The 25,992-nt window shown below is 64.3% G+C and carries 22 protein-coding genes, 1 tRNA gene and 1 pseudogene; 7 read left to right on the top strand and 17 right to left on the bottom strand.

What is annotated here, in order from left to right; translation table 11 throughout:
• Positions 1–7: 7 nt before the first annotated feature.
• The 7 genes from pknB to JGU71_RS30275 form a co-directional block, all read right to left on the bottom strand.
• On the bottom strand, positions 8–1,939 hold the full coding sequence (gene pknB / locus JGU71_RS26900; RefSeq protein WP_199708130.1) for a Stk1 family PASTA domain-containing Ser/Thr kinase: 1,932 nt from the start codon (positions 1,937–1,939) through the stop codon (positions 8–10).
• Positions 1,936–3,417 carry a serine/threonine-protein kinase gene (locus tag JGU71_RS26895; RefSeq protein ID WP_199708127.1) on the bottom strand — a complete coding sequence of 494 codons (1,482 nt, stop codon included), beginning with the start codon at positions 3,415–3,417 and terminating at the stop codon, positions 1,936–1,938. Before JGU71_RS26895 ends, pknB begins: the two co-directional genes overlap by 4 nt.
• Complete coding sequence (locus tag JGU71_RS26890) at positions 3,417–4,883, bottom strand: peptidoglycan D,D-transpeptidase FtsI family protein (RefSeq protein ID WP_199708125.1); 1,467 nt, start codon at positions 4,881–4,883, stop codon at positions 3,417–3,419. The genes JGU71_RS26895 and JGU71_RS26890 overlap by 1 nt, the downstream gene beginning before the upstream one ends.
• A complete protein-coding gene (locus tag JGU71_RS26885; protein ID WP_199708123.1) occupies positions 4,880–6,346 on the bottom strand; it encodes an FtsW/RodA/SpoVE family cell cycle protein in 1,467 nt (488 codons plus the stop codon). The genes JGU71_RS26890 and JGU71_RS26885 overlap by 4 nt, the downstream gene beginning before the upstream one ends.
• A gap of 3 nt (positions 6,347–6,349) precedes the next feature.
• The gene (locus JGU71_RS26880) at positions 6,350–7,795 is read right to left on the bottom strand and encodes a PP2C family protein-serine/threonine phosphatase (RefSeq protein ID WP_199708121.1); all 1,446 of its coding nucleotides are present in this window, start codon (positions 7,793–7,795) and stop codon (positions 6,350–6,352) included.
• Positions 7,792–8,256 carry an FHA domain-containing protein FhaB/FipA gene (locus JGU71_RS26875; RefSeq protein WP_199708120.1) on the bottom strand — a complete coding sequence of 155 codons (465 nt, stop codon included), beginning with the start codon at positions 8,254–8,256 and terminating at the stop codon, positions 7,792–7,794. The genes JGU71_RS26880 and JGU71_RS26875 overlap by 4 nt, the downstream gene beginning before the upstream one ends.
• 214 nt (positions 8,257–8,470) lie before the next feature.
• Positions 8,471–9,763: an FHA domain-containing protein gene (locus JGU71_RS30275; protein WP_199708118.1), complete on the bottom strand. Its 1,293-nt coding sequence runs from the start codon at positions 9,761–9,763 to the stop codon at positions 8,471–8,473.
• 176 nt (positions 9,764–9,939) lie between these two features.
• Here JGU71_RS30275 and JGU71_RS26865 point away from each other — a divergent pair.
• Positions 9,940–10,022 (top strand) — tRNA-Leu (locus tag JGU71_RS26865).
• Between the two features lie 72 nt (positions 10,023–10,094).
• On the opposite strand, the pseudogene JGU71_RS26860 reads toward JGU71_RS26865, so the two are convergent.
• Positions 10,095–10,649, bottom strand: a pseudogene (locus JGU71_RS26860) (DUF6226 family protein); the annotation flags it as partial.
• 131 nt (positions 10,650–10,780) lie between these two features.
• On the opposite strand from JGU71_RS26860, the gene JGU71_RS26855 reads away from it, so the two are divergent.
• The 3 genes from JGU71_RS26855 (at position 10,781) to JGU71_RS26845 (ending at position 12,477) form a co-directional block, all read left to right on the top strand.
• Positions 10,781–11,488, top strand: coding sequence for a cutinase family protein (locus JGU71_RS26855; RefSeq protein ID WP_199708115.1), 708 nt, complete (start codon positions 10,781–10,783; stop codon positions 11,486–11,488).
• Positions 11,489–11,501: 13 nt separating this feature from the next.
• A complete protein-coding gene (locus tag JGU71_RS26850) occupies positions 11,502–11,786 on the top strand; it encodes a hypothetical protein (protein WP_199708112.1) in 285 nt (94 codons plus the stop codon).
• A gap of 127 nt (positions 11,787–11,913) precedes the next feature.
• Positions 11,914–12,477 carry a hypothetical protein gene (locus JGU71_RS26845; protein WP_199708109.1) on the top strand — a complete coding sequence of 188 codons (564 nt, stop codon included), beginning with the start codon at positions 11,914–11,916 and terminating at the stop codon, positions 12,475–12,477.
• A gap of 118 nt (positions 12,478–12,595) precedes the next feature.
• Here the strand turns inward: JGU71_RS26845 and JGU71_RS26840 are convergent, their stop codons facing one another.
• Positions 12,596–13,255, bottom strand: a complete 660-nt coding sequence (locus JGU71_RS26840) for a fasciclin domain-containing protein (RefSeq protein ID WP_199708107.1) — start codon at positions 13,253–13,255, stop codon at positions 12,596–12,598.
• 237 nt (positions 13,256–13,492) lie between these two features.
• Here JGU71_RS26840 and JGU71_RS26835 point away from each other — a divergent pair, with 237 nt between their 5' ends.
• Positions 13,493–15,076 (top strand): molybdopterin-dependent oxidoreductase, encoded by a 1,584-nt coding sequence (locus JGU71_RS26835; RefSeq protein WP_199708105.1) that lies wholly within the window; start codon positions 13,493–13,495, stop codon positions 15,074–15,076.
• 51 nt (positions 15,077–15,127) lie between these two features.
• On the opposite strand, the gene JGU71_RS26830 is transcribed toward JGU71_RS26835, so the two are convergent.
• Positions 15,128–15,745 carry a GNAT family N-acetyltransferase gene (locus JGU71_RS26830; protein ID WP_199708103.1) on the bottom strand — a complete coding sequence of 206 codons (618 nt, stop codon included), beginning with the start codon at positions 15,743–15,745 and terminating at the stop codon, positions 15,128–15,130.
• Positions 15,746–15,828: 83 nt separating this feature from the next.
• Positions 15,829–16,227: a hypothetical protein gene (locus tag JGU71_RS26825; RefSeq protein WP_199708102.1), complete on the bottom strand. Its 399-nt coding sequence runs from the start codon at positions 16,225–16,227 to the stop codon at positions 15,829–15,831.
• A gap of 161 nt (positions 16,228–16,388) precedes the next feature.
• On the opposite strand from JGU71_RS26825, the gene JGU71_RS26820 reads away from it, so the two are divergent.
• Positions 16,389–17,153 (top strand): esterase/lipase family protein, encoded by a 765-nt coding sequence (locus tag JGU71_RS26820; protein ID WP_233530163.1) that lies wholly within the window; start codon positions 16,389–16,391, stop codon positions 17,151–17,153.
• Here the strand turns inward: JGU71_RS26820 and JGU71_RS26815 are convergent.
• Genes JGU71_RS26815 through JGU71_RS26800 form a run of 4 tightly spaced genes read right to left on the bottom strand, consistent with a single transcriptional unit; the run spans position 17,150 to position 21,691 of the window.
• Positions 17,150–18,520: a SagB family peptide dehydrogenase gene (locus JGU71_RS26815; protein WP_307829909.1), complete on the bottom strand. Its 1,371-nt coding sequence runs from the start codon at positions 18,518–18,520 to the stop codon at positions 17,150–17,152. The two genes, JGU71_RS26820 and JGU71_RS26815, sit on opposite strands and share 4 nt — an antisense overlap.
• A 41-nt stretch (positions 18,521–18,561) precedes the next feature.
• Positions 18,562–20,211 carry an acyl-CoA dehydrogenase family protein gene (locus JGU71_RS26810; protein WP_199708100.1) on the bottom strand — a complete coding sequence of 550 codons (1,650 nt, stop codon included), beginning with the start codon at positions 20,209–20,211 and terminating at the stop codon, positions 18,562–18,564.
• Positions 20,138–20,818, bottom strand: coding sequence for a TetR/AcrR family transcriptional regulator (locus tag JGU71_RS26805; RefSeq protein ID WP_199708098.1), 681 nt, complete (start codon positions 20,816–20,818; stop codon positions 20,138–20,140). The genes JGU71_RS26810 and JGU71_RS26805 overlap by 74 nt, the downstream gene beginning before the upstream one ends.
• A 45-nt stretch (positions 20,819–20,863) precedes the next feature.
• A complete protein-coding gene (locus JGU71_RS26800) occupies positions 20,864–21,691 on the bottom strand; it encodes an SGNH/GDSL hydrolase family protein (RefSeq protein ID WP_199708096.1) in 828 nt (275 codons plus the stop codon).
• 110 nt (positions 21,692–21,801) lie between these two features.
• Between JGU71_RS26800 and JGU71_RS26795 the strand changes: the two genes are divergently transcribed.
• Positions 21,802–22,662 carry an exodeoxyribonuclease III gene (locus JGU71_RS26795; RefSeq protein WP_199708094.1) on the top strand — a complete coding sequence of 287 codons (861 nt, stop codon included), beginning with the start codon at positions 21,802–21,804 and terminating at the stop codon, positions 22,660–22,662.
• Positions 22,663–22,918: 256 nt separating this feature from the next.
• Here JGU71_RS26795 and JGU71_RS26790 read toward each other — a convergent pair whose 3' ends face one another.
• Both JGU71_RS26790 and JGU71_RS26785 read right to left on the bottom strand, forming a co-directional pair.
• Positions 22,919–24,772, bottom strand: coding sequence for a DUF4407 domain-containing protein (locus JGU71_RS26790; protein WP_199708091.1), 1,854 nt, complete (start codon positions 24,770–24,772; stop codon positions 22,919–22,921).
• A gap of 164 nt (positions 24,773–24,936) precedes the next feature.
• Positions 24,937–25,965 (bottom strand): FAD-dependent oxidoreductase, encoded by a 1,029-nt coding sequence (locus JGU71_RS26785; RefSeq protein ID WP_199708088.1) that lies wholly within the window; start codon positions 25,963–25,965, stop codon positions 24,937–24,939.
• Between the last annotated feature and the right edge of the window lie 27 nt (positions 25,966–25,992).

The raw sequence follows: 25,992 nt of genomic DNA, 5'->3' as shown, positions 1-25,992 counted from the left end.
GGAGGCCCTACCTCGGAATTCCTACTGTCCCAACGCCTATGGTCACGGTGCCGTTCTTGGCTATCGGCGCACCCGGTGCAGGCGATTGGGTCACGACGCGACCGAGTCGCGGCTGATCGAGCACCGGCTCAGCGGTCTGGATGAGCTGTTCGGCAGCACCGATCCAGCCAGCCGTGCGCAGCGTGCTGATCGCCTCGGGCACCGTCTGGTTGGTGAGATTCGGCATCGGAATCTCGTCACCTTGGGACACCTGGACCCGGACCGTCGAACCCTTCTCCGCAGTGCCACCGCCCGTCGGGTTCGTCGAGATGACCTCACCCTTCGGCTCGGCGGACGCGACCTCCTCGACCTCGACGACGAACCCCGCGCCTTCGAGGTTGGGTCGCGCTGCGTCGATGTTCGTGCCGACGACGGTCGGTATGCGGACCGACTCCGGACCGTCACCGATGGTGATCTTGACCAGCGAATCGATCTTGATGCTGGAACCCTCGGACGGCTTCTGCTCGATGACCTTGCCCTTTTCGGCCACGCTGGAGGGACCTCGCTCGACCGTTGGGTCCAGTCGGAGCCGCGCTGCGTTGAGGGCCTGTGTCGCCTGGTCCTGCGAGAGACCCGACAACCGCGGCACAGCGATCAACTCGGGTCCACGCGAGACTTTCAGTGTGATCAGTGAGCCCGTTTCCTTCGGCGAACCAGCGAGTGGACTTGTCGCAATCACCTTGCCGGCAGCGACGCCGTCGTCGTTGAACTCGTCGACCCGGTCGACTTCGAAGCCGAGGTCGTCCAACTGCTTCTCGGCTTCCTGCGCCACCAAGTTCGTGACGTCGGGTACTTCGATCTGGTCGTTGCCGGTCCCGAAAACGTCGAAGCCCTTGAAACCGACCCACGTGAACATTGCGACGACGATCATCGCGGCCGCAATCAGAGCGCCGATCTTGAGCAGCGGACGCTTCCGCGGCTCTTCGTCGTCGTCGAGCTCGACTGCGGCAGTTGCCTTCACCGGAGGCTCGGTGCGATACCGGCGGGCAGTGGAATCGACGGCACCGAGGATCGTCGTGCGGTCTTCCTCTGTCATCACGGTCGGAGCACTCGGGCGTTGCCCCCCGAGTACACGAATCAGGTCGCTACGCATCTCGGCCGCGGACTGATAGCGATTCGCGGGGTTCTTGCTCATCGCCTTCAGAATCACCGAATCGAGCTCGCGCGGAACGCCCTTGTGCACAGACGACGGCAGCGGAGGCTCCTCGCGCACGTGCTGATACGCGACGGCGACCGGTGAATCACCTTTGAAAGGTGGTTCGGCAGTCAGGATTTCGAACAGCACGCAACCAACAGAGTAGACGTCGGACCGGGCGTCGACCTGTTCGCCGCGAGCTTGTTCCGGCGAAAGATACTGCGCTGTTCCGATGACTGCAGCGGTCTGCGTCATCGGGCTGGAGCTGTCGGCGATCGCACGAGCGATGCCGAAGTCCATCACCTTCACCGCTCCGGCGCGGTTGAGCATGATGTTGGCGGGCTTCATGTCGCGGTGCACGATGCCGTTGCGGTGGCTGAAATCCAGCGCAGCGCAGACGTCGGCGATGATTTCCATCGCGCGGCGCGGCGCCATGGGCCCTTCGTTGCGGACGATGTCGCGCAGCGTGTCGCCCTCGACGTACTCCATCACGATGAACGGCAGCGGTCCGGCGTCGGTCTCCGCTTCGCCGGTGTCGTAGACCGCGACGATCGCGGGGTGGTTCAGTGCCGCCGCATTCTGGGCCTCGCGCCGGAAGCGGAGGTAGAACGTCGGGTCGCGGGCCAGATCGGCGCGCAGCACCTTGATCGCAACGTCCCGACTCAGCCGCAGATCACGCGCCATGTGGACTTCGGACATGCCACCGAAACCGAGGATCTCGCCAAGCTCGTAGCGCGACGAGAGCTTGCGCGGTGTCGTGGTCATGGCTGTCCTAGCGTTGGCCGCGGCAATGTGAACGGAGATGGAAGCGTCAAGGGTTTCGGGCCGGTCGTCGTCGGGGGTGGTTCTGCGGCGGTCGTAGTCACGGGCGGGGGAGGTGTTGTCGTCGTGGTCGGCTCGGGAGTGGTCGTCGTTGTGGTCGGTTCAGGCGTCGTCGTCGTTGTCGTCGTTGTTGTGGTTGTTGTCGTGGACTCCGTCGTCGTCGTGCGCTCCGGTGTCACCGGCGGAACGACAACCTCCGTCGTTGTCGTCACGTTCGACGTACTTACAACGGGTGAGGTGCCGTCGTCCGATGTCTTCGCGATCAACCAACCCGCGAGGACAAGTGCAACGAGAAGGGCTCCGGCACCGACCCCGGCGAGCAACTTCTGCGGCATCGACATCCCGCTGCGTGAACTCGACGAGCGAGAACTCTCCGAATTCCTCCCTGCAGCAGTGTATCCCGCTGCGGGCGCGGCATATTCACGCTGCGCCGACGGCATCACGCTTGTGCTCGGCACCGGTGGTGGTGGCGGTGGCAGCACTCGCGCGGCACCGGTCGGCGCAGGGAAAGGAGCGGTGCCGAGCGTATTGAGCGGTCCGTGGACAGCCGCTGGTGGACCGCCCGTCACCGTCCCAGGCGGCGGCGGACGACGGCCCGCGCGCACTGCTGCGACGGCGTCCGCGAACTCGCCACCGCGCGAGTAGCGGCCTGCCGGATCCTTGGTCATCGTGATCTCGATGAGCTCGCGGACGTTCGGCGGCAAATCGGTCGGCAGTGGTTCGGGTGCTTCGCGGACGTGCTTCATCGCGACGGTGATGGCACCTTCGCCGATGAACGGTCGTTTGCCCGCGAGAGCTTCGTAGCCGACGACTCCGAGCGCGTAGACGTCACTCGCCGACGTCGCGTCCTGACCGAGTGCCTGTTCCGGCGCGATGTACTGAGCGGTGCCCATGACCATTCCGGTCTTGGTGACCGGCGAGGCGTCGACGGCCTTCGCGATGCCGAAGTCGGTGATCTTGATCTGGCCGGTCGGCGTCACCAGGATGTTGCCCGGTTTGACGTCGCGGTGCACGACACCAGCTTCGTGAGCGACCTCGAGCGCTCGCCCGGTCTGCTCGAGCATGTCCAGCGCATGTGGCATCGACAACCGGCCGACGCGACCAAGCACGGCGTTGAGCGGCTCGCCCGCGACCAGTTCCATCACCAGATACGACGTCGCCGCACCTGACGGATCGTGCGTCTCGCCGTAGTCGTACACGCCGGCGATCCCGTGATGGTTGAGCATCGCGGTCGTGCGCGCCTCGGTGCGGAACCGCTCCCGGAACGTCGGATCAGCCGAGAATTCGGCCTTGAGGACCTTCACCGCGACCCGACGATCCAGGCGGGTGTCGATCGCTTCCCATACCTGGCCCATGCCGCCGGTCGCGATCAGCCGTTGCAGGCGATAACGATTGGCGATGAGGGCACCGTTGTTCAACATCAGCGCCCCTGCAATCCAGCGGCAAGAACCGCGCGGGCGATGGGAGCTGCCACGGTTGCGCCTGTAGCCGACAGCCCCTTGTCGCCGCCGTCCTCGACGATCACCGCGATCGCGATCTTCGGATTGGTCGCGGGGGCAAAGGCGATGTACCAGCAGTTCGGCGGAGTGTTGCGCGGGTCGTTGCCGTGTTCGGCCGTTCCGGTCTTCGACGCGATCTGCACGCCGGGGATGCCTTGCCCACCCGCGTTCTTCTCGGCGTCGATCATCATGTCCGTCAGGGTCGCCGCGACCTCCGGCGAAATGGCCTGACCTGCGGACACGGCGTTGAAACCAGCGAGGTTGGTGAGGTCGGGTCCGACCAGCTGCGCGACGAGCTGCGGCTGCATGCGGGTGCCGCCGTTGGCGACGGTCGCCGCGATGACGGCGTTCTGCAGTGGTGTCAACGCAACGTCACGCTGCCCGATACTCGTCTGAGCCAGTGCGGCGTCGTCAGGGATGGGACCGACGGTGCTGTCGGCAACCGAGATGGGAATTGCCGGCGCATCGGAACCGATGCCGAACTCTTCGGACTGGTCCTTGACGGCTGTATCCGTCGTCTCGATGCCGAGTTCCGCGAAAGCCGTATTGCACGATTTCGCGAAGGCTTCCTGCAGCGTCACGGTCGGGGTCGAAGCACACGCTTCGCCGCCGTAGTTCTCCAGCGTTGTCTCGGTGCCGGGAAGCGTGATGTTCGGCGCCGCCGTCACCTGCTTGTCCGGCGTCACGCCACGACCGAGGGCGGCAGCGGTGACGACAACCTTGAATGTGGAACCCGGGTGGTAGGTCTGGCTGACCGCCCTGTTGAGCATCGGCTGATTGGGGTCGGAACTGAGTCGCTCCCACTCGGCCCGCACTTCCTTGCCGTCGTGGCCGGAGAGTTGGTTGGGGTCGTAGCTCGGCGTCGACACCATCGTCAGAATCTTGCCGCTGCTCGGTTCGATCGCGACGACGGAACCGGTGAAGCCCTTCGACGTCAACTCGTCGAAGGCAACCTGCTGCATCACGGGATTGAGGGTTGTGACGACGTTGCCGCCGCGCGGGTCGCGACCGGAGACCATGTCGAAGAACCGGCGGCCGAACAGTCTGTTGTCGGAGCCGTTGAGGACGGGATCTTCCGCACGTTCGAGCCCGGTGCTGCCGTATTGCATCGAGTAGAAGCCGGTGACGGGGGAGTAGGCCTCCGGCGTCGACGGGTAGCGACGCACGTACTTGTAGCGGTCGTCCGTCGCCTCGGAAACAGCGAGAACCTGTCCGCCTGCCGAGATCTGGCCACGCTGGCGCGAATACTCGTCGAGTAGCACCCGAGAGTTGCGGGGGTCGGCGCGCAGGCTGTCGGCCTTGATGACCTGAACGTAGGTCGCGTTGGCAAGCAGAGCGACCACCATCACCATCACGGCAACGGCGACTCTGCGCAGTGCGACGTTCATGTCCTCTTCAGCATTTCGGTCGGGGCGTCCGCGATGGGTGCCTGCTCCTTCTTCTTCGGGGGTGCCGGGGCGCGTGCTGCGTCGGAAATCTTGATCAGCAGAGCCAGTAGCAGATAGTTTGCCAGCACCGATGAGCCGCCGTACGAGATGTACGGGGTCGTGAGGCCGGTCAGTGGAATGAGCTTGGTCACGCCGCCGACTACGACGAACAGCTGGATCGCGACCGTAAACGACAAACCCGCTGCTAGCAGTTTGCCGAAGCTGTCACGAACGGCCAGTGCCGTCCGGAGTCCGCGCATGATGAAGACCAAGTACAGCACCAGCACGGCCGTCAACCCGACGAGGCCGAGCTCTTCACCGATGGTGGCGATGATGAAGTCGGTCTTCGCGAGCGGCACCTCGGATGGCCGACCGCTGCCGAGACCGGTGCCCGCGATTCCGCCCGTCGCCAGACCGAAGAGCGACTGGGAGATTTGCAAACCGGTGTTGTAGTAGTCCTCGAACGGATCGAGCCAGGTGTCGGTGCGCACGCGGACGTGACTGAAGGCCTTGTAGGCGAAAACGAATCCGACTATCAGCAGTGCACCGCCGATGAGAACCCAGCCGACTCGCGCAGTGGCGATGTACAACATCGTGAGCACGGTGCCGAACAGCAGCAGTGACGTACCCAGGTCCTTCTCGAACACCAACACCGCAAGCGAGACGCCCCACGCGACCAGAATGGGTCCCAGATCGCGGGCACGCGGGAAGTCCATGCCGAGAAAATGCTTGCCGGCGGAGGTGAACAACTCACGTTTCGCCACCAGCACAGCAGCGAAGAAGATGATCAGCAAGATCTTGGCGAATTCACCCGGCTGGAAACTGAAGCCGGGGAGCAGGATCCAGATCTTGGAACCGTTGATCTCGGAGAACTTGGACGGCAACACCGCGGGGATGGACAGCAGGACGAGTCCGCCGAGGCCGAGGGTGTAGCCGTAGCGGGCGAGGGTGCGGTAGTCACGCAGCACGATGAGCACCGCGAGAAAGCCGATCAGGGCCAGACCGACCCACAGCACCTGCTGATTGGCGTCGGGCGACGGGATCGGATCGCCGTTGTACTGCGCTTCCTGCGCGTCCGCGAGGTCCAGGCGATGGATCAGAACCAAGCCGAGCCCGTTGAGCAGCGCGACGATAGGCAGAAGCAGCGGGTCGGCGTAGGGCGCGAACCGCCGCACACCGAGGTGCGCGATCGCGAACAAGCCCATGTATGCGAACGCGTACTTGGCGAGGTCCCAGGTGATCGACTGTTCCTGGCTCGCCTCGACGAGCACGAGGGACAGCGTTGTGATGACGACGCCGAAGCCGAGCAGCAGCAACTCGACGTTGCGACGATTCGACACCAGCGGCGCCGGGGCGAAGCCACCGGGCGGGCTCGGAAAAGACGGCGCCGGAGATGATCTTGCCGAAGGCTCAGGAGACGACATCGGTTAGCCGGGCCTGCAGTCCGTCTGCCCTGGCAGAGCCGACGGTGTGGTCGTAGTTGTCGGTGCGGCCGTCGTGGTCGGCGGGGCCGCGGGATCACCGGGCGGCGGAACCTCAGCCGTCGGCGGCGGCAGCACTTCGGTCGGCGGTGGCGTCGTCGCAGGCTCGCGCTCGGGTTCGCGTGTCTCCGCGCGGCACTTCGGCTTGAGGCCGGACTTGATCAACGACTGCAGCTGAGTCCGCGCCTCGTCCAAGGAGCCAGACTGCAGACCCATCCGCACCGAGCTCTGCGCGGAATCGGTGAGATCCGACATTTCGAGGACGTCGCAGGACGCGTGCGACTCGTCGGGATCGACGTCGGACACGTTGTCGTTCCGGTCGAGGCAGCCGACGCGAGCAACCTTCTCGAACGAGTAGCCAGGCACCGACAACGGAATGCCGTTGAGAATGACGACCTCGCCGTCCTTCTCCCCGACGTAGTAGTTGCCGCGGATGATGTTGCCTGCGATCACGACTGCGATGACGAGCGCGATCAAAACGCCAAGTGCGACCAACGTCCAGCGCAGCTTGTGGCTCTTCTTCGGCGGCGGTTCCGGCGCGAGTGGCAACCGCTTCGGCGTCGCGCGCGGCGGTCGAAGTGCTGCTGCGCGGCCGGCCGCGGTATTCGGGTTCGGCGTGTGTTCTTCTTCTTCACTCGACGCCGCGCCACCGACGATCGGATGACTCTGGCCGTAGTCGAGATCGATGACGTCGGCGACGACGACCGTCACGTTGTCGGGTCCGCCGCTGCGCAATGCCAGTTCGATCAAGCGGTCCGCGCACTCGTCCTGGGAGCCGACGCGCATCGTGTCCTGGATGGTCTCGTCGCTGACGACGTCGGAGAGTCCGTCCGAGCACAGCAGATAACGATCGCCCGCACGCGCCTCGCGGACGGTCAGCGTCGGGTCGATCTCGTTGCCGGTCAGCGCGCGCATGATCAGCGACCGCTGCGGATGCGTGTGGGCTTGTTCGGCGGTGATCCGACCTTCGTCGACCAATGACTGAACGAAGGTGTCGTCGCGCGTGATCTGAGACAGTTCGTCGTCGCGCAGCAGGTAGGCGCGCGAGTCGCCGATGTGTACGAGCCCGAGCTTCTTCCCCGCAAAGAGGATCGCCGTGAGGGTCGTGCCCATTCCGTCGAGTTCGGGTTCGGCGTCGACCTGATCGGCGATGGAGGCATTGCCCTCACGGGTCGCCGAGTCGAGCTTGCCGAGCAGGTCGTTGCCAGGCTCGTCGTCGTCGAGATGCGCGAGAGCCGCGATCATCAACTGCGAGGCGACCTCGCCGGCCGCATGCCCACCCATACCGTCGGCAAGGGCAAGCAGACGAGCTCCGGCGTAGACGGAGTCTTCGTTGTTCGAGCGCACGAGGCCGCGGTCACTGCGGGCGGCGTACCGCAGAACAAGGGTCACGATCGCAGCTCGATCACAGTCTTGCCGACCCGAACCGGCGTTCCGAGAGGAACGCGGACGGCGGTGGTGACTTTTGCGCGGTCCAAATAAGTGCCGTTCGTCGAGCCGAGGTCTTCGACATACCAATCAGTGCCGCGCGGCGAGATCCGGGCATGGCGAGTCGATGCGTAGTCATCGGTGAGAACGAGCGTCGAGTCGTCCGCACGCCCGATCAGAACCGGCTGCGTGCCAAGCGAAATGCGCGTTCCCGCAAGCGAACCCTGCGTCACGACAAGATGTTTAGCACCTTTGTGCCGATTGAACGAGGGCAGCACGTTCGAACTGCGCGAGGCGCGCGGTTGAATCCGGATTCCCGAAGCCGCGTAGATGTCGCTGCGCAGCGTCCGCAGTATCGCCCACACGAACAGCCATAGGACGAGAAGGAAACCCGCTCGAGTCAGTTGCAGGATCAGGCCTTGCACGGCGGTCCACCTCCTCGTTCGGCTCGGACGATTGCTCGGACGACTGCTATGCCATCCCCCGGCACACGCTCGCAGTGTGCTGATTCGTTGGCAGCATCATATGGTGCGGCGCAAGCTACGCCATCACGATAGGTATGCGGAGTCACGATACGGAATCGGAGGGCGATTTCGGGCATATTCGATTGCGGATCGCCGCAGTGGGCGGAGTCGAAGTTCAGACGATCCGAATGAGGATTTCGGAGTGGCCCGCTCGGATCTGATCGCCGTCGGCAAGCTGCCATTCCTGCCCGACCTGAGAGCCGTTGACCATCGTGCCGTTGGTCGAACCCAGGTCGAACAGCATCGCGATCTGGCCGTCCCAGCGGATCTCGAAATGGCGACGCGAGACACCGGTGTCGGGCAGCCGGAACTGTGCGTCCTGACCACGACCGACAACGTTGTTGCCATCGCGAAGCTGGTAGGTCCGGCCGCTGCCGTCATCGAGCGCGAGGGTCGCGGTGTAGGAGGCACCCGCGTGACCGTACGCGGGTTCGGCGTAGCCCGGTTGCTGGCCATAGTTCTGATCCTGGTAGCCACCCTGCTGCCCGTACCCGGGATCCTGGTACCCCTGATCGGCGTAACCCTGCTGGCCTGGCTGCGCCTGGCCGTAGCCGGGATCGGCATACCCCTGCTGGCTGTACGCCTGCTGGCCGTAGCCGGGGTCTGCGTAGCCCTGCTGGCCGTGGCCCTGATCCGCGTAGCCCTGCTGGCCGTAGGCCTGGTCTGCGTAACCGGGCTGACCCGGCTGACCGTAACCCTGGTCGGCGTAACCCTGCTGGCCGTAAGCCTGATCGCTGTACTGCTGACCCTGGTCGGCGTAGCCGCCCTGCTGGTCGTAACCGTTCTGGTAACCCGCACCGTATTGCTGCTGCTGGTCGTAGCCGTTCTGGTACGGCTGCTGGTATGCGCCGTTCTGATATCCCGGCTGGGCGTACCCACCCTGCTGCTGTGGGTAATCGGCTCGCCCGCGCTGCCGGTCCGCGTCGGAGGGGTCCGCGGGCTCACGGCTTCCGTCGTAGCCTGAGTTCTGCGTCATTGGGCCAGCTCCTGGTTGGGGTGTCGCGGGTGGTCGGTTGGTCGCGGGGGATTGTCCGGCATCAGGGTCCACACGGCCGGACGTACGAAACTGCCCGGTGTGCAGCGACGGCGACGCCTCGAATGCGACGTGGATGTCGCCGTAGGTCTGCCAGCCCTGTTCCCGGATGAAATCCTCGAGGTGGCGCGAGAAGGCTCGCACACTGAGGTCGTGATCGGCTGCCAACTTCTCGTGGTCCGACGTATTGATGGTGATGACGTAGCTGTTGGGAGCCAGTAGGTGGCCGCCCTCCAGTTCCTGCACGTGATCGGTCGCCTCGTGTTGCAGTGCGACCTCGACTTCTGCAGGTACGACACTGCCACCGAACACTCGGGCGAAAGCATCGCCAACGGCGCCCTGTAGTTTTCGCTCGAAACGCTGAACGATTTTCACGGCGGCCTCCCTTCGCGCGGGTTCATCGGAGTTCCCCGCGAGCGTGTCGCGGGGTACGAGCAGTTACGGCCATGATATCTATCATTGTCCACACCCGTAACACCTCGACGCCGAAGTCCCTCCAACAGGCGTTTCGGTAGCTGCCCCGCAGTCGTGATAATGTTCGGCGGTCGCTCGGGCGAGTGGCGGAATGGCAGACGCGCTGGCTTCAGGTGCCAGTGTCCTTCGGGACGTGGGGGTTCAAGTCCCCCTTCGCCCACAACAACACAAAAGGTCACGAACTCCGATGAGTTCGTGACCTTTTGTTTTTCTCCGCCGATGTCGTCACTTGTCATATTCGGGGAGTCCACGGTCGCCACTGTCCGTCGGGCGGCGGTTGGACCGGCTTGGCGCGCAGTTCCATGGCGCGGGAGCGGGATAGGACCCCGCGTCCGCTGCGGCTCCAAGCTTCCGCTTTCCAGGAGTGCTCCAGCCTCAGTTGGACTGTGCCGGTGATGCGCTCGGACAGTTGCCCTGAGGTCAGCGCCTCGACGTAGCGCTCCAGCTCCCGCAGACCATCGTCGGCATCTTCGTCGCAGGCATCACAGCCGCAACTCGGCAGCGCAATGTGTTGCCACGCGCCGACGGTGAGATAGAGCCCCGGAAATGACGTCACGGTAATGGTTAGCGGCGCTTGATCGGGGCGGACCGGACGTATCCGGATCGTCTCCAGCGGTATGACGGTCGACGAGCTCCACTGCTTCGCGGGTCCGCGACTGACCGTCACGTCGTAGCGACGTTCCAGGTCGGCGGCCAATGTCGTCGCAGCCGGAACCAGCGGAGCGAATCGCTGCGGATTCGTCACTCGCCCGTAGGCCTCTTCCGGCGGATCCATCGCGACCTCCCTTCGTCTGTGCCGATCCCAACATGGCTGACCGCAGAAGTCTCGCGAGTTTTGTTGTGTTTCTTGGGCCGTCGAGTGATTGAGTTACGGCAAGTGGGGGTAGTAAGCCGGGTATGACCGGTAACCTACGCAAGATGACCGCCCGCTCTTTTGCGCCGATCGTGTGTGCCGCCTTCGCGGCCTTGGCGATGCCGCTCAGTCTGCCCGCCCAGTCGGCGATGGCAGCACCGTGCCCAGACGTCGAGGTGGTGTTTGCGCGAGGTACCGCCGAGCCTGCGGGCCTCGGTATCACCGGCACTGCCTTCGCCGAGTCGGTGCGGCTGCGATCGCCAGGTAAGTCGGTCGGCACCTATGCCGTGAACTACCAGGCGAGCGCCGACTTCAACAACCCGCTTCCCTTCGCTCGCACCGTCCTTGACGGAATCAGGGACGCGCAGGGGCACCTCGAGTTCATGGCAGCCAGCTGCCCCGGAACACGAATTGTGCTCGGCGGATACTCCCAGGGCGCGGTCGTTGCCGGATTCGCCGTCATGGACGGTCTGCCTGCCGGCGTCAAGCCCGAGTACGCAGCCGCTGTCCCACCGCCCATCTCGGCGGATGTAGCCGACAATGTCGCCGCAGTTGTGCTGTATGCCAAGCCGTCTGATCGATGGATGCGCGACATCGGTGCACCGCCAGTAGTCGTCGGCCCGGCGTACGCCGCGAAGACCATCGACTACTGCATCCCCGGCGACACGATCTGTGACGGCTCGGGCGTCGGCCAGCCCAACCCGCTGCACGTCCTCTACGGGTTCAACGGGATGGCAATCGCGGGAGCGGACTTCGCGATGGGGCGCATCTAGAGGCCGACATCGCGTGTATTTCGAAGAGTTCGTGTCGGCGGGCAGCCTGACAACCGAGACGGCTGAAGAACTCGCCGTCGTCGCGGGGCGCTACAGCTCACGCCTCACGATTACGAGCGACGGCAGAAGTGTGCATGCGCCGGTCCTGCCGGTCTGCTGGGACGTGTTGCGGGTGCAAGCCGGTAGCTTGATTGCGGTTACCGCCGAGGCGGGTCGATGTCCACCGGTGGACGAAGACGAGCGGGCGTTGCGGGACTTCGTGACCAGCTTCCAGCAACTGACCGCACGGCGCGAATAGCGAGCGATGACAACGCTTTCGGCCCGCGATCGCGCATTGGTCGTCAGCAATCCCTCGCTGTAACTCACACTTCTCGACGCTACGTGGAGTCCAACGGCAGGTCGGGTAACTCGTCTACGATCCGCACATGTCGACAATAATCGCGGCACTGATCGGCTTGGGCGGCGTGACCATTGCTGCGACGATTGCCCGCCTGACCGCTCAGTCGATTGCAGAGCTGAACGCGGCTCAGAAGAGGCGGGACGCTGAGTTGTTGGCGTCCAAAGAATATGCGGATCTTGTCATTACGACAGCGGGCGCGATCGAGGCCTACGTTTGGTACGCGAGTGACGAAATTATAAGCAAAAGGACCGTTACTGAGGAGGCGTGGCATGGGGCGAAGGACTACGTAGTCCCTCTCCGCACGTCGATAAGCAGACTCCAGTTTCTTGGGACACTCGTAGTCGACCCGACTGTCAAAGCGTTGCATACGTCGTTTTTGCAGCTCGCAGAGTCTGTCTTCGCTGCGCCAGGAGACGACGGGATGAGTGCGCGCGCACTGTGGAACAGGGCGGTCGATGCAGGAAATCAGCCTGACACTGTTACGCAACTCGTCCAGGCAGCGCACGATCTTCGCGCACGCCAACTACACGGATATCCAACCGAAGCGCCCGGATTGTGGAGGTCGGCGCTAGGTCCATCGCGCAAATGAGGCTGGGCCGATGTCGTCTGGAGGACGGCCCGTTGCCGCCCGCCGCCAAATACCAACGACAAAGGCCGCGAACCCCTTTCGGAGTTCGCGGCCTTTGCTAGGTCGAAACGTCAGCTGATCAGGCAGCCGGCGGAGTGAGGACCTGGTCGATCAGGTAAACGGTCGCATTGGCGGTCTTGACGCCACCACAGATGACCGAAGCTCCGTTGACCTTCAGTGCGTCGCCCGAGCCGGAGACCTCGACGGGCTGGCCTTCGACGGTGGTCTGCGATCCGGCGATTGCGTCAGGCGCGATCTGGCCGGGGACGACGTGGTAGGTCAGGATCTTGGTGAGCAGCGCGGAATCGGTCTTCAGCGTCTCGATCGTGGCCGGGTCGACAGCCTTGAATGCGTCGTCGACGGGTGCGAAGACGGTGAACTCGCCGCCGTTGAGCGTGTCGACGAGGTTGACGCCCGGGTTGAGCTGGCCGGAGACCGCTGCAACGAGGGTCGTCAGGAGCGGGTTGTTGGAGGCCGCAGTGGCGACCGGGTCAGCTGCCATGCCCGAAACGGAGCCTGCACCGCTCGGAACCTGTGCGGCGTAACCGGCACAGCCGGGGCCGACGAGTCCTGCGGCCGGATCTGCTGCCGAAGACGTCGACATGGATTCGCTGGTTGCCGCAGCGGCCGTGGTGGTCGCATCGGCGCTGTCGCTGCTGCTGTCGTCCGAGCATGCCGAAAGTCCGACAACCCCGAGCGCCGCGATGCTTGCAATAGCGATCTTGCGTTGGATTCGCATCTTGTATGTCCTCTTTCATTGGCTACGGCGGGCGCTTGATCGCCGCCGCTGTTCGTGAAGCATTCGTCTCAGTCGGCAAAAGGGATGGGTATCGGTATGTCCGATTTCGAAAAACTCCCTGAGGATCTGCTGAGAAAGCAGGCGTATCCAAATGCTTTGCGCCTGAAAGCAATCCCGACGGTCTATGTGTAACGAAGGACAGACACCAGTTTCACCACAACTACCGCCGAGGGACCGATGACGACGCAAGCGCCACCAGAGGTCGAAGAGACCCGCCCACGGCGACGAATCGTTGCCCGGGGGCTCTCGGGAATCATCGCAGCCGGCGTCGTGCTCGGGGTCGGCGAACTAGCGGCGGTCCCCATCGATCCGAACAGTTCACCGTTCTTCGCAGTCGGCAACGTGACGGTCGATCGGGCGCCGGAGTTCGCGCGCGAATTCGCGATCGAGACCTTCGGAACCAACGACAAGCCCGCGCTGTTCATCGGGATGTCGATTGCGATGGTGCTGATCGGTGCGTTGATCGGACTGATCGAACGACCTCGTCGTCCGCTGGGCAGCGTCGCGTTGATCGTGCTCGGACTCGTCGCCGTCTACGCGTCGCAACAACGCATCACGTCGGACTGGACGTTCGCGATCCCGAGCATCGTCGGCGTCGTATTCGGAATACTCGTGCTCCGACTCCTCATCGGCGCCCTTGCCCAGGTTGCGCCGAAAGACCCGGATTCGAAACCGGTTTCGGAGTCCCGCCTGCCGCGCCGGAAGTTCCTGGTCCTCGGCACCGGCATCGCGGCGGCTGCTGTCGCAATCGGTGTCGCTGGGCGCTACATCGGCGCACGACTGACCGACGTCGTCGCGGACCGCGCCAATTTCCGGCTGCCGTCGGTGAAAGACAAGGCAAAGCCGATCGCTGCGGGCACCGATATCAACGTTCCCGGGTCGACGACCTTCCTCACCCCGAACGAGACGTTTTATCGAATCGACACGGCATTGCAGGTCCCCAAGCTGGTCCGCGACGACTGGCAGCTGCGCATTCACGGCATGGTCGACCGCGAGATCACGTTGAACTGGGACGATCTTGTCGCTCGCACCGCGATGGAGCGCACGATCACGTTGACCTGCGTGTCCAACGAGGTCGGCGGTCCGCTCGCGGGCAACGCGACCTGGATCGGTTATGCGATCAAGGATCTGCTGGACGAGGCAGGTGTCGACCCCGAGGCCGACATGCTGCTCTCCACCAGTGTCGACGGGTGGACCAGTGGAACTCCCGTTGCAGCACTGCGCGACGGCCGCGACGCGATTCTTGCCGTCTCGATGAACGGAGAACCGCTGCCCCTCGAGCACGGTTACCCCGTCCGCCAGGTCGTTCCCGGGCTGTACGGCTTCGTGTCGGCGACGAAATGGGTTGTCGACTGGGAGTTGACTCGCTTCGACAAGGCCGAGGCGTACTGGACGAAACGAGGTTGGGGTGCGCAGGCGCCGATCAAGACGGCGTCTCGGATCGACGTCCCTGCCGCGCTCGCGCCCGTCCCTGCCGGTCGGGTGGTTGTCGCGGGAACGGCATGGGCCCAGCGCCGCGGTATCGAGAAGGTCGAGATCCGGGTGGACAAGCAGGAGTGGCAGCAGGCAGTTCTCGCGCCGGAGTACTCGATCGACACGTGGCGCCAATGGACCTATGAATGGGATGCGACCGCCGGCAACCACGTGATCGAGGTTCGTGCGACCGACCTCGACGGCAATACGCAGACCGAAGAGCGGACGCCGCCGATTCCCGGTGGGTCGACCGGCTGGCACAACCGGACGATCATCGTCAGGGCCTAGGCGGCTACGCCGCTCGTGAGTCCTTTCGGAGGGCGGAACCACCGAAAAGACTCACGAGCCGCGGAGCGGCCTCGATTTTGCGAAGAGCGCAATTCGGCGGTCGGGGCGGACATCGAACTCGCCCAGATCCTCGTAGCCACGCTTGGCCAGTGCCTTGCGCATGGGCGTATTGCGGTAGTCGGGGTCGACGACGATGCGGGTGCACAGGGGTTCCAGCTCCCAGATCCGTTCTGCGAGAACGGCCATCCACTCGCTCACGATGCCTTTGCCGAGTAACGTCGTGTCTGCGGTCGCGATGTGGAAACCCATGTCCCACGGGTCGGAGTCGTAGATGGCACCGCATTCGTCCTTTGCCGCGCGGTACAACTCCACGTACGCGATCTCGTTGCCGTCGTAGCTGAGAATGCATGGGCGAGAGTAGGTTCCGGCCAACCGCGCCTGGCTGTCGACGCGATACTGCGCTGCCGACCAGGGCTGTTCCCAAGTTTCCGCCAGATGCGGGCGCGACATCCAGGACGCGATCAGCTCGGGATCGTCGGTATCGGGGTCGACGAGTCGAAGGGCGAATGGGTCCGCGAAGGTGGGCACGCACGGTGCCGGTGCAGCACGTACAGCGGCGGGCACATCGACCAGTTCACGTTTGAGGACGTGTGTTGTACCCAAGTTCATCGCGGGGAAGCTCCGATTCGATCTGGACTAAGGACAGCCTATCTTAATCGATCGGTGCGCCCGCGATGAACCGCGTGGGCAAATCAGGTGATCGTCACGTACAGCTCGTATGTCGTATTCCCGCGCACCGATCCGACATCGATCAGGTAGTCGCCGGACGCAGGCAACACGATCGTGGCGCTGACCTGCTCGAAGCGCAACTCGTCGCCGTTCGGGCTGTAGACCGCGAACACGGCGTTGGCTTCGACGGAGGCGATATCGATCGTCATCGTCTGACCTACGGATGCCTCGACGAGGAACGCGTTGGTGTCGCCGCGCACGATGGAGCCGGCGACGGACGCGCCGCTCGCGCCCGGAGCGAACTGAATACGGTCGAGCGTCGGCTGCGCGGCGGCGGTTCCAGTTCCGATCAACGCCAGCGCGGCGGCGAGCGCGACGAGAGCGAAGATGACGGGACGCAGTCTGATTCGGATTGTGGACATGGGAGTTCCTCTTGGGTCGAAGGCTTCGGTCAGGTCGGGGGTTGTGCGATCAAGCTTCCGTTTCCGTCCTGTCCGACGTCTTATCGTCCGCTGAAACACCAGTTCAGGTGCCGGTTTCGTCCATATTGAAAGTCGCGCCCGCAGTCGCTATCGTTCGCGCCATGACGTTTACTAAGGCTGCACTAACTTCTTGCCTGACGGTCGCCTTCGTCGGTTGCGCAACGGCACTTGCTGCGCCCGTCGCTACCGCCGCGCCCGAGGGTCAACGAATTGTGCTGCTCGTCCCCGGCCAGGAGCCAGTGCCCGGCACGACATCGCTCGACCAGTACAAAGGCCTCGACGTCAAACTCACCGCGCTCGGCTACACCGTGTATCCGGTGCCGACGGGCGGGCTCGATCTCGTGAAGGAAAGCCAGCAGATCAAGGCCGCGGCCGACCGCGCGACCGCAGGCGTCGAGGTCGAATCGCTGTCGATCGTCGCGCACAGCTATGGCGGCCTCAACTCGCGGAACTACCTCAAGAACCTGGGTGGCGCCGATATCGTCGACAACTACATCGCCATCGGGTCACCGCAATACGGCACGCCGGGCGGATGCCTGCAGTTGCCCGGCTTCGGATTCGACGGTTGCCCGTTCACGCAGTTCATGGCCGACCTCAACAAGGGTGACGACACTTCCGGCGCGGCGAAGTACTACTCCATTCGCAGTGCGGAGGAGATGGCGGACGGTCGGCTCGACGGCGGACAGTGCCGCGTCACCCCGATCCCCAACTTGGCGCACATCGTCGAACCGTCGGACGAGCGTGTGCAGAACGCAGTCGTCGCCGCGCTCGACGGATCGTGCGACGGGCAGTTCGTCACCGATGCGGACGGCTCGATCACGTGGGACAAGACGGTCTTTCCAGCCAACGGGGGCCGCGGAATCTAGCGCTTCGGCGCGCCGATCACGATGCTGCCGACGTTGCATTCTTCCAATTCGTCAACGCCGGCAGCATCGTTGAAAGCTGTTGTGTCGCCGTAGCCCTGTGCAACCGCGCCGAGACCCATCGCAGTCGCGACCAGGTAGATCGTCTGCAACACGACGCCGACGTGCTTGAGGATGATCGCGTAGGGAACCTGTTCGTAGGTCCACATCAAGCGACCCGACCGGGCGGCGATAACGATCAGTACCTGCGGCAACTGACCCTGCGAGAGCGTCAGCGACGACGTCCGGAGCAACCGTTCTACCACCTGGTCGTCGGCGACGGGCCGAAGGACGTGATCGAACGAATCGTAGTGATACATCCCCGACGCCAGACCGGCGACGTTTCGTACAACGGGGTAGAACTCGAGTTCGTGCACGGCACCGCCGGAAGGGTAAGGGCGAGAAAGGTATTCGACTCCCTTAGCCGTCCGTAGGCTCTTGGTGCGGACCGTCCTGAACAGTAGTTCGCCGAGTCGGTCGAGCGTGATCGGTGCGGCATCGTCGAAGTCTCGGCACGAAACTCGGTCCTCGAGGACGTCGGTGAGGCTCGGGTCGACGGCGCGGAGGTCCTCGATGTCGGGAGTAGCGAGCGCGATCGCGTCACCCGGGTAGTTGTCCTTACGAGCGGGCAGTGGTGGGAATTCACCGTCGGCCCAGCGGGTCGGGCCGAATGTCTCCCACGTAAGGATGCGTTCGCTGAGATTGCTGCGACGGTGAAACCACAGTTCGTGGGCATTCCAACTGCGGGTGGCGAATTCGTCGTCCTCGGACTCGGCGTCGACGACGGTATGCCGTGCCCATTTCAGATCCGCCGCGAGGCGCGCCGAAACATCGTCGGGCAGAGCAGGTTCCGCAGGCGACGCGAGACCCGATACCACTTCGAGCACACGCGGATCGTGAATATCGATGTCACACCACGACAGTGGATTCTCGGCCACGATGTTGTTCTTGTCACGTCGCATGATCGTGAATTTGGACAGCGTGCGTTCTTCCTCGACGAACTCCGGTCGAGCGGGCGGTGTTGCGAAAGGGCGGATCGTATAGAGGTCGGTGCCGTCGAAGCGGACCGTGATCGCGAGCCAACCACGCTCGGCGAGCGATCCGACGAGGGTGTCGACATCTGCATCGGCACCGGTCGGGGAGAGGTCGTCGAGTGTGGCTGGGCCGAGGTTGAGCGTCTTGAGGGCTTGCAGCTGGGCCGGCGTCACTCCCGGCAACTTCTCCTTGTGCGGCGGCGCGAGCAGGATTGCCGCTCGCGGAGTCGTCACGCACGTCGCGCCTGGTCGAAACGAATAGACGTCCTGATGGCGCGTCGCAACTGATCGGTTCACGAGAGTGAAGTTTACCTTAGGCTTGCCTAAGCACGTCCCGGCTAGGACCCGACCTTCGGGGTCGCCCGCTCGATGATGGATGCGACATCGATGCCGGTCGGCAAGGTGCCGAACACACTGCCCCAATCGGCACCGAGCCGCGTCGCGCAGAAGGCATCCGCGACAGCGGGATGTCCGAAGCGAACGAGCAGAGACCCTTGCAGCGCAAGAGCCATCTCACCGACAACGCGTCGCGCACGGTATTGAATCGTGTCGAAGTCGGAGAACGACTGCTTCAGGCCGGCGACCGCGGCATCGAGTCGGGCATCGACACCTGCCGTGCTGTCGAGTTCGTCGAGGAAAACCTGCAACGATTCCGGCTGCTTCGCCATCGCACGCAGGGTGTCGAGCGCTGCGACGTTGCCCGAACCCTCCCAGACCGACATCAGCGGTGCCTCGCGGTAGAGCCGCGGCATCCGCGATTCTTCGACGTAGCCGTTGCCGCCGAGGCATTCGAGCGCCTCGGCCGCGTGAATCGGTCCGCGTTTGCAGACGTAGTACTTGCTCACGGCGAGCGAGATCCGGCGCAGTGCCGCGGCGTCCTTGTCGCCCGATTCGGCGCGGTCGGTCAACGCGGCGAGCCACATCGCGACCGTCGTCGACGCCTCCGCTTCGACCGCCAGATCGGCCAGCACGTTGCGCATAAGTGGCTGGTCGACGAGGTTTGCACCGAACGCGCTGCGATGCGTCGCGTGATGCGCGGCCTGCGCGGTGCCGACGCGCATCGACGTCGCGGACGCGATCGTGCAGTCGAGCCGCGTCATGTTGACCATCTCGACGATCGTCGGAACTCCGCGGCCTTCCTCGCCGACGAGCCATGCGACAGCCTCGTCGTATTCGACTTCGCTGCTCGCGTTCGAGTGATTGCCGAGCTTGTCCTTGAGCCGTTGCAGGTACATCGCGTTGCGGGTGCCGTCGGGCAGGATCCGGGGGAGGAAGAAGCACGACAGGCCGCCGGGCGCTTGGGCGAGCACGAGGAAGACGTCGGACATCGGAGCGGATGTGAACCACTTGTGTCCGGTGATCAGGTAACTACCGTCGGACTGCGGGACCGCTCGAGTCGTCCCGGCGCGAACGTCCGAGCCGCCCTGCTTCTCCGTCATCGACATGCCGGCGATGAGGCCGGACTTGCTCAGCGGCGCGCGAAGTTTCGGATCATAGGCGCGACTGGTGAGCAGCGGCTCGTACTGCGACGCGAGGTCGGCGTTGTGCCGTAGCGCTGGGACGACGGCGTAGGTCATCGAGATCGGACAGCCGTGCCCCGCATCGGTCTGCCCCCAGACGGCCATCTTGCCTGCGCGGATGAGGTGCGCGTTCGGATCCGGGTCCGCCCACGGGGCGCCGTGCAAGCCGAGTTCGACCGCGGTCGTCATCAGGCGGTGATACGCCGGGTCGTAGGCGACCTCGTCGATGCGGTGACCGTAGCGATCGTGCGTCCGCAGAATCGGCGGGTGCGCCTCTGCGAGATCGCCCCACTCGATCGCCTCAGCACTACCCGCCAGGCGGCCGACCTTGTGCAACTCCTCGACTGCGTTCTGCGCGCCTTCCCGCGCGAACGCCTCGAGGAGCGGTGGGTAGTCAGCCGCGTCGAAGTCGATCAGCTGCGGAACCTGATTGAAGACCTCGTGGGTTGCTTTCGATGCTGCTTTCATGTGGGCTCCCAAGTGAACGAAGGGTGAAGGTAAGAAAGGACTCGACAGTCGTTGGTTCGGCATTGCCGATCGCGAGCGGAAGGATCAACGCTTCACCGATCGCGCCGACGATGCACGCTGCTGTGATCTGCGCTGGTTGCGGCGGTATTTCGCCTGCGCCGACGGCCGCGTCGATGGCGACTGCCAACGCGTTCCGGTACGACTCGCGAAACAGCAACCGCTCTGCGTCCACCTGTGGATCGACCGGTTCGGCCAGCAATGCATAGGCGAGGGTCGGCGCCCGCAGCGCGCGTTCGGCGAAGGTGGCGACCGACGCGGTGACGGACGAGACGTAGGTTCCGTGCACTTCGTGCGCCGCGGTGCCGGCCGCGATTGCTGCCGCGACTTCCCGGCTACATACGATGCGGAACACCTCGGCGAAAAGTTCGCCCTTGTTCGCGAAATGGCGGTAGACGGTTCCCGTGCCGACCTCGGACCGTTGCGCGACGGCCGCAATCGAGCATTCGCCGTAGCCGTGTTCGGCAACGAGCGCAATCGCGGACTCGATCAGCCGATCACGTTTGGCATCCAGGTTTCGCTGGACTTCCGGGGTACGTCTATACGCCACACCAAGAAGTGAACACCGATTCCGATCTTACGTCAACACCGTGATTCAGCCAGCTGCCGCAGTGGCCTGCTCGGTTCGGAGTTCGCGTTGTCCGACCGGCAACTGCGCCGCCGGGAACAGGTCCGCGTACTTCGCAGGCAAGCCGTCGCCCGTCGAGATCCCCCGGATCCGACGCCCGATCCAAGGAATGAGCGTGTCGCGAGTCCACTCCAGATCCTCGCGGCGGATCTCGCCGCGAGTCCGTTCGGAGGGAGGTGGAAAAGGTGGCGGACGCAGCGCGTGCGGAACACCGATCACGTCGAGCACCTCGGCCGCCATCCGGGTATGACCGATCTCGTTGAGGTGCAACCGATCCGCGGACCACATTCGACGATCCGAAAAATCCTTCATCCGCCAGAAATCGACGATCTCGGCACCGTGGTCGTCCGCGATTCCACGCAGGTATTCGTTGTACGTCGCCGCGCGACCCCGCAGCCGCTTGTACAGCGCATCGAAAGAACCGTCGAAGGTCGTGAAGACGATGACCCGAGCGCCCGTGCCGGCAAGCTGCGCGATCGTCGAGTCGTAACGCTCCATCAACGAATCGAGGTCGACGCTAGGGCGCAGGATGTCGTTGCCGCCGGCAGAAATGGCGACCAGGTCGGGCTGCATGGCCAACGCCGGTTCCAACTGCGCGTCGATGACCTGGGCCAAGACGTGCCCACGAATAGCGAGGTTCGCGTAGCCGAGGTCCGGCATCGTGCGCGCTAGTTCGTAGGCAGTCCGGTCGGCCCAGCCGAGCACCCCGTTCGGACTGTCCGGCGACAGATCGCCGACGCCCTCGGTGAACGAATCGCCGAGCGCGACAAACTTCGTGAACATCGTGTTCGACATCCCGACCCCCTTTCTTCCGACGTGATGATCCCAGAAACCAAGCGGGTCCGCCTGTTGTATGCAGTGCTAACGATCTTGCCGGCCGAAAACTTCCCACTACCGTTGAGGCTGTGCGAATTGCTACCTGGAATGTGAACTCGGTCAAACAGCGCGTCCCCCGCCTGCTCCCGTGGCTCGATCAACGCAAACCCGACGTCGTGTGTCTGCAGGAAACGAAACTTGCCGACGACGCGTTCACGGCGCTGCTCGGCGACGAACTCGCAGGTCGAGGCTACGAATTCGCGCTCAACGGCGAACTGCAGTGGAACGGTGTTGCGATCCTGTCGAAGGTCGGACTCGACGACGTAGTGGTCGGGCTGCCGGGAGCGCCCGGCTTTCCGCACCCCGAGGCGCGCGCCGTCTCCGCAACGTGCGGCGGCGTCCGAGTGCACTCTCTCTACGTTCCCAACGGCCGGACCCCCGATTCGGACCACTACAAATACAAACTCGCCTGGCTCGCGACCCTGCGTGACGTCGTCGAAAAGGGACCGACGGACGTCATGGTGTGTGGTGACATCAACATCGCGCCTGCCGACGCCGACCTCTTCGATCCCGAGGCCTACGTCGGCCAAACCCATGTCACCGCACCCGAGCGGCAAGCTCTCGCCGACCTGCACGCCCTCGGCCTACGCGACGTCGTCAGGGAACGCTGGCCGAACGAACGCGTCTTCACCTACTGGGACTACCGCGCAGGCATGTTCCACAAAGACCTGGGTATGCGGATCGACCTGCAGTTGGCCTCCGGCGCCGTGGCAGACCGGGTCAAAGCTGCCTGGGTGGACCGGCTGGCACGCAAGGGAACCGGCCCGAGCGACCACGCACCCGTCATGGTCGATCTCGACGACGCACCCGACGGCGACATCGGCCCGATGGTTCCGCCGCCTTCGGCCAAGCCCGCCAAGAAGGGGAGTGCGAAGCTGCCGCAGAGTTGAATTGACCTCGCCTTCGCGGCAAAGACATTGGACCTCGCCTTCGCTCGGTCGGGGCTTGGTGCGCCTCTCGGCGACGTCTTCCCTCGTCGCTCCGGCTTCGCCGTTACTCTCCTCGGTCCAGACCTCGCCGGCGCACCAAACTTGCCTACTCGGTCACTTGAACTGCGATAGTTGCGGTTCATCACGTGTAAATCCGACTGGCCAAACAAATCGAGCCCGGTGGAAACTTCTCCACCGGGCTCGAAATGTCTGTCGATCAATGCAACTCGCGCGGACCCTCACGTTCGTCGAGTGCCGCCGGACCTTCACGCTCGACGAGCTCGCGGTGGCGACCGCCGTCCCGCCCGCTCAGGGATCGGGAGAAGTCCTCCGGGTAGCCGGCGTCGAGCGGGTCGGCATCCCAGGAACGCTGTCCGATCCCGTAGCGCGCGTCCTGACGAGGCTGCTCGACTCGATGGGTCACGATGCGAGGAAGCGCCGTGCTCGTCTGGGCGGCGACCTGTTCGGACGCCTCCGAGTAGAGCTGCTGGGGCTCCGGCTCGGGCTGTTGCTCGTCCATCGTGACAGTGCGCTTGCGGGAGAACGAGAACTTGATCTCTTCGAACTCCTCGAATACCGATCGCGACGTGCGGATGCGGTTCGCGGTCGACAACGTCCGTGAGAGCACCGGCGGAACGAACGGTTTGACGATGCCGGTGACGGCACGCGTGATGTCGGGAATCGGGTTGAAGCTCGGCAGGCCGACCGACGGCGGCTTCGCGGGTTCGGCGCGCTTCGGCTCCAGCTTTGCTGGGGGTAGCACCGCAGGCAGATTTCGGACAGGTTCGCGTCCGGGTACGTAGTCGAGAGGCGCGGCGGCCGCGGACTCTTCGGCAAGCTCGGCCTCGATGCTGTCCGCGATCGGCGTGCCGACGGGCAGTGCCGCGAGCGGACGATCGAACGCCGAGGGCAGTGGTGCGTTGCGTGAGTACGGCGCGTCGAGCTGATCGTCGTACACGGCGGCGACGCGGCGGCGCTGTTGTTCGCGCTCGATGGCGGTCTCGGCCTCGGCCGCGAACCGTGCCGACGTCAATTTCTGTTCTGCCCAGAGCTTTTCGGCCTCGGCGCGGACCGCCGCACGTTTGAGGGCGATCTCGGTGTCGGCTTCGAGTTCAGCGCGATGGCGAACCTCGTCGGCCGCGGAATGACGGTCGAGCGTCGTCTCACCGCGCCACAGCTTCAGGATCAGGGGGAGCAGCGTCATGATCGCGAAGAACGCGATGGTCAGCAGGCGAAGAAGCAATGCGCCCACGTTGGCGGCGGTGTAGTCGTGCATCGCCGTCCACCGGCCGCTGAGTCCGCGATCGACGTCGGACGGCGCAGCAGCCTTGGCGGCAGAGAGTGCTGTCTCGTTCTGTGCGATTTCGGTGTCGAGCGACGAGGCCTGACGATCGCGATTGGATTCGGCCAGCGCGAGCGCATCGCGGGCATCGACGAAGATTTCGTTGGCGGTGCGCGTCTCAGGGCCTACGCCGGGGACTCCGGTGATGCCGGGTGGGCAGGTCGGCGCGGGATTGAATTCACACTGCGCTCGGACGTACGCCTCGTTCATGTAGCTGCGGGCGGCATCGACGTTGCTGTCCAAGTTGCGACGTTCGTCGCGAAGTTGGTCGAGCGCGGCAGCGGACTGCACGACCGCAGGAGCAGTTGCGGTTCGTTCGACGGCTTGCTGGTCGAGTTCACGGTCGACCGCACCGCCGAAAATCGCGATAGCTGCGAGTTCGCCGAGGATCACGCCGATAAAAAGCGCGACGACGCCGCGGCCGATCAGGCCGACCATCCGAGTCTGGCGACCGCTGGCGAGCGATCGTGCCAGTGCGCCGACCAGCAGTCCGACAACGAGGGTGAAAGGGATGATCGCGAAGACGGAAACGGTTGTCGATGCGGCGACCGCGACTGTGGACACGAGCCAGGCGAGAAGCGCGTTGAGTACGACGACCAAGCCTGCGACCTCGTACGACGACCGCTCGTGTGCGCTGCTAGAGCTGTCGACGTGTCCGCCTCCGAGCCAGGTCAGCGAGTTGCCGAGCACTGTCGAGCCAGGCTCGGGCGTTGCCTTGTGTCTGCTCATTCGTGACTCCGAATCATCGTCTGCTGTCTCATCAGGGTGACAGGTGCAATCCCGAGGCAGAAGTCATCGAACTGTCTTGTGGGCAGCTTCACAGTGCCTGTTAGTGCGCGTAAACACCTACTTGGCGCATGCTGGAGGTTGTCTGCGTGCTGAATTTCGGCGCCTCATGCAAACCGCGTCGCTATCCGCAGCGCTACGTCGCGTGCCCCGGTGAAGCGGGTGCTCATGGCGACGTGATTCATCAACGTCGCGCCCGTCACCAGTTTCTGGGTCGCTTTACGTCGCTCCGAGTCGTACCGCCGCAGACCCTTCTCGACGCCATGCTCGTCGAGTGCGCGCCCGAGTGCGATGGAGTCGATCAGCGTTTCGCAGGCACCGCGGCCGAGGTTGGGCGGCATCGCGTGGGCTGCATCGCCGACGAGCACTGTGTTCCCGCTGAAGTAGGACCGCAGTTTCGGCATCCGCTTGATCCGGTAGTGAATGATCGACGTCGCGTCGATACGGTCGAGGGTGTCCGTGACCTCGGCGTGCCAATGGCCGAAATACTCCCGGAGAAATTCGAGAGGTTCCGCCGGCGGTTCAACGTCGGGATCCTCTCTGTATGCGGCGAACCAGTTCGTCAGGTCGCCGTCGCGTGGCGTGACGCCGAAGATCTTGCCTTCACCCCAGGTTTCGGCGACCGTATCCGTCGTGCCCGGGGCCCGACCGACCAGTGCGCTGACGCCGACGTAGATCGGATCTACGCGGCTCCCGACGACCGCGGTCCGGACGCGGCTGTTCACTCCGTCCGCTCCGACGATCACGTCGTACCCACCGAGGTCGGCGACGGACTCGATCGTGGTGGAGAACTTCACGACCCCATCAGGGAGGCCGCTCGCCAGGGTGGCGAGCAGCGGTGGTCGGGATATCAGTACCGACGTGCCTTCGCTGGTGGTGATGTTGGCGATGACGGAACCGTCCGGGCGCTGGAACTCGCCGTGCTGTTGCCGGCTTCCGATCGAGCGGACGGCGTCTCCGTGCCCGATGGCATCGAGTGCGGTCAGTGCGCCCGGCCACATGCCGAGAGCGGTTCCCGTCGTCGGTAGTGCGTCGGCGCGTTCGAAGACGTCGACGGTCCAGCCGTGCTGGTGGAGGTAGTTGGCGGTGGCGAGTCCGCCGATGCCGCCGCCGATGATTGCTGCTGATCTGGTCATGCAGACCAAGCTACTACTTTTGTAGTG

Origin of the sequence: Antrihabitans stalagmiti (assembly GCF_016482825.1) — a bacterium.
GTDB classification, from domain to species: Bacteria; Actinomycetota; Actinomycetes; order Mycobacteriales; family Mycobacteriaceae; genus Antrihabitans; species Antrihabitans stalagmiti.
The sequence above is the reverse complement of the archived record's forward strand: the minus strand, read 5'-3'. Positions and strand labels throughout refer to the sequence as shown.

Coding starts and splice junctions, on each gene's coding strand:
- pknB (WP_199708130.1), bottom strand. CDS start 1,939: ATGACCACGACACCGCGCAAGCTCTCGTCGCGCTACGAGCTTGGCGAG.
- JGU71_RS26895 (WP_199708127.1), bottom strand. CDS start 3,417: ATGTTGAACAACGGTGCCCTCATCGCCAATCGTTATCGCCTGCAACGG.
- JGU71_RS26890 (WP_199708125.1), bottom strand. CDS start 4,883: ATGAACGTCGCACTGCGCAGAGTCGCCGTTGCCGTGATGGTGATGGTG.
- JGU71_RS26885 (WP_199708123.1), bottom strand. CDS start 6,346: ATGTCGTCTCCTGAGCCTTCGGCAAGATCATCTCCGGCGCCGTCTTTT.
- JGU71_RS26855 (WP_199708115.1), top strand. CDS start 10,781: ATGACCGCCCGCTCTTTTGCGCCGATCGTGTGTGCCGCCTTCGCGGCC.
- JGU71_RS26845 (WP_199708109.1), top strand. CDS start 11,914: ATGTCGACAATAATCGCGGCACTGATCGGCTTGGGCGGCGTGACCATT.
- JGU71_RS26840 (WP_199708107.1), bottom strand. CDS start 13,255: ATGCGAATCCAACGCAAGATCGCTATTGCAAGCATCGCGGCGCTCGGG.
- JGU71_RS26835 (WP_199708105.1), top strand. CDS start 13,493: ATGACGACGCAAGCGCCACCAGAGGTCGAAGAGACCCGCCCACGGCGA.
- JGU71_RS26830 (WP_199708103.1), bottom strand. CDS start 15,745: ATGAACTTGGGTACAACACACGTCCTCAAACGTGAACTGGTCGATGTG.
- JGU71_RS26825 (WP_199708102.1), bottom strand. CDS start 16,227: ATGTCCACAATCCGAATCAGACTGCGTCCCGTCATCTTCGCTCTCGTC.
- JGU71_RS26820 (WP_233530163.1), top strand. CDS start 16,389: ATGACGTTTACTAAGGCTGCACTAACTTCTTGCCTGACGGTCGCCTTC.
- JGU71_RS26810 (WP_199708100.1), bottom strand. CDS start 20,211: ATGAAAGCAGCATCGAAAGCAACCCACGAGGTCTTCAATCAGGTTCCG.
- JGU71_RS26800 (WP_199708096.1), bottom strand. CDS start 21,691: ATGTCGAACACGATGTTCACGAAGTTTGTCGCGCTCGGCGATTCGTTC.
- JGU71_RS26790 (WP_199708091.1), bottom strand. CDS start 24,772: ATGAGCAGACACAAGGCAACGCCCGAGCCTGGCTCGACAGTGCTCGGC.
- JGU71_RS26785 (WP_199708088.1), bottom strand. CDS start 25,965: ATGACCAGATCAGCAGCAATCATCGGCGGCGGCATCGGCGGACTCGCC.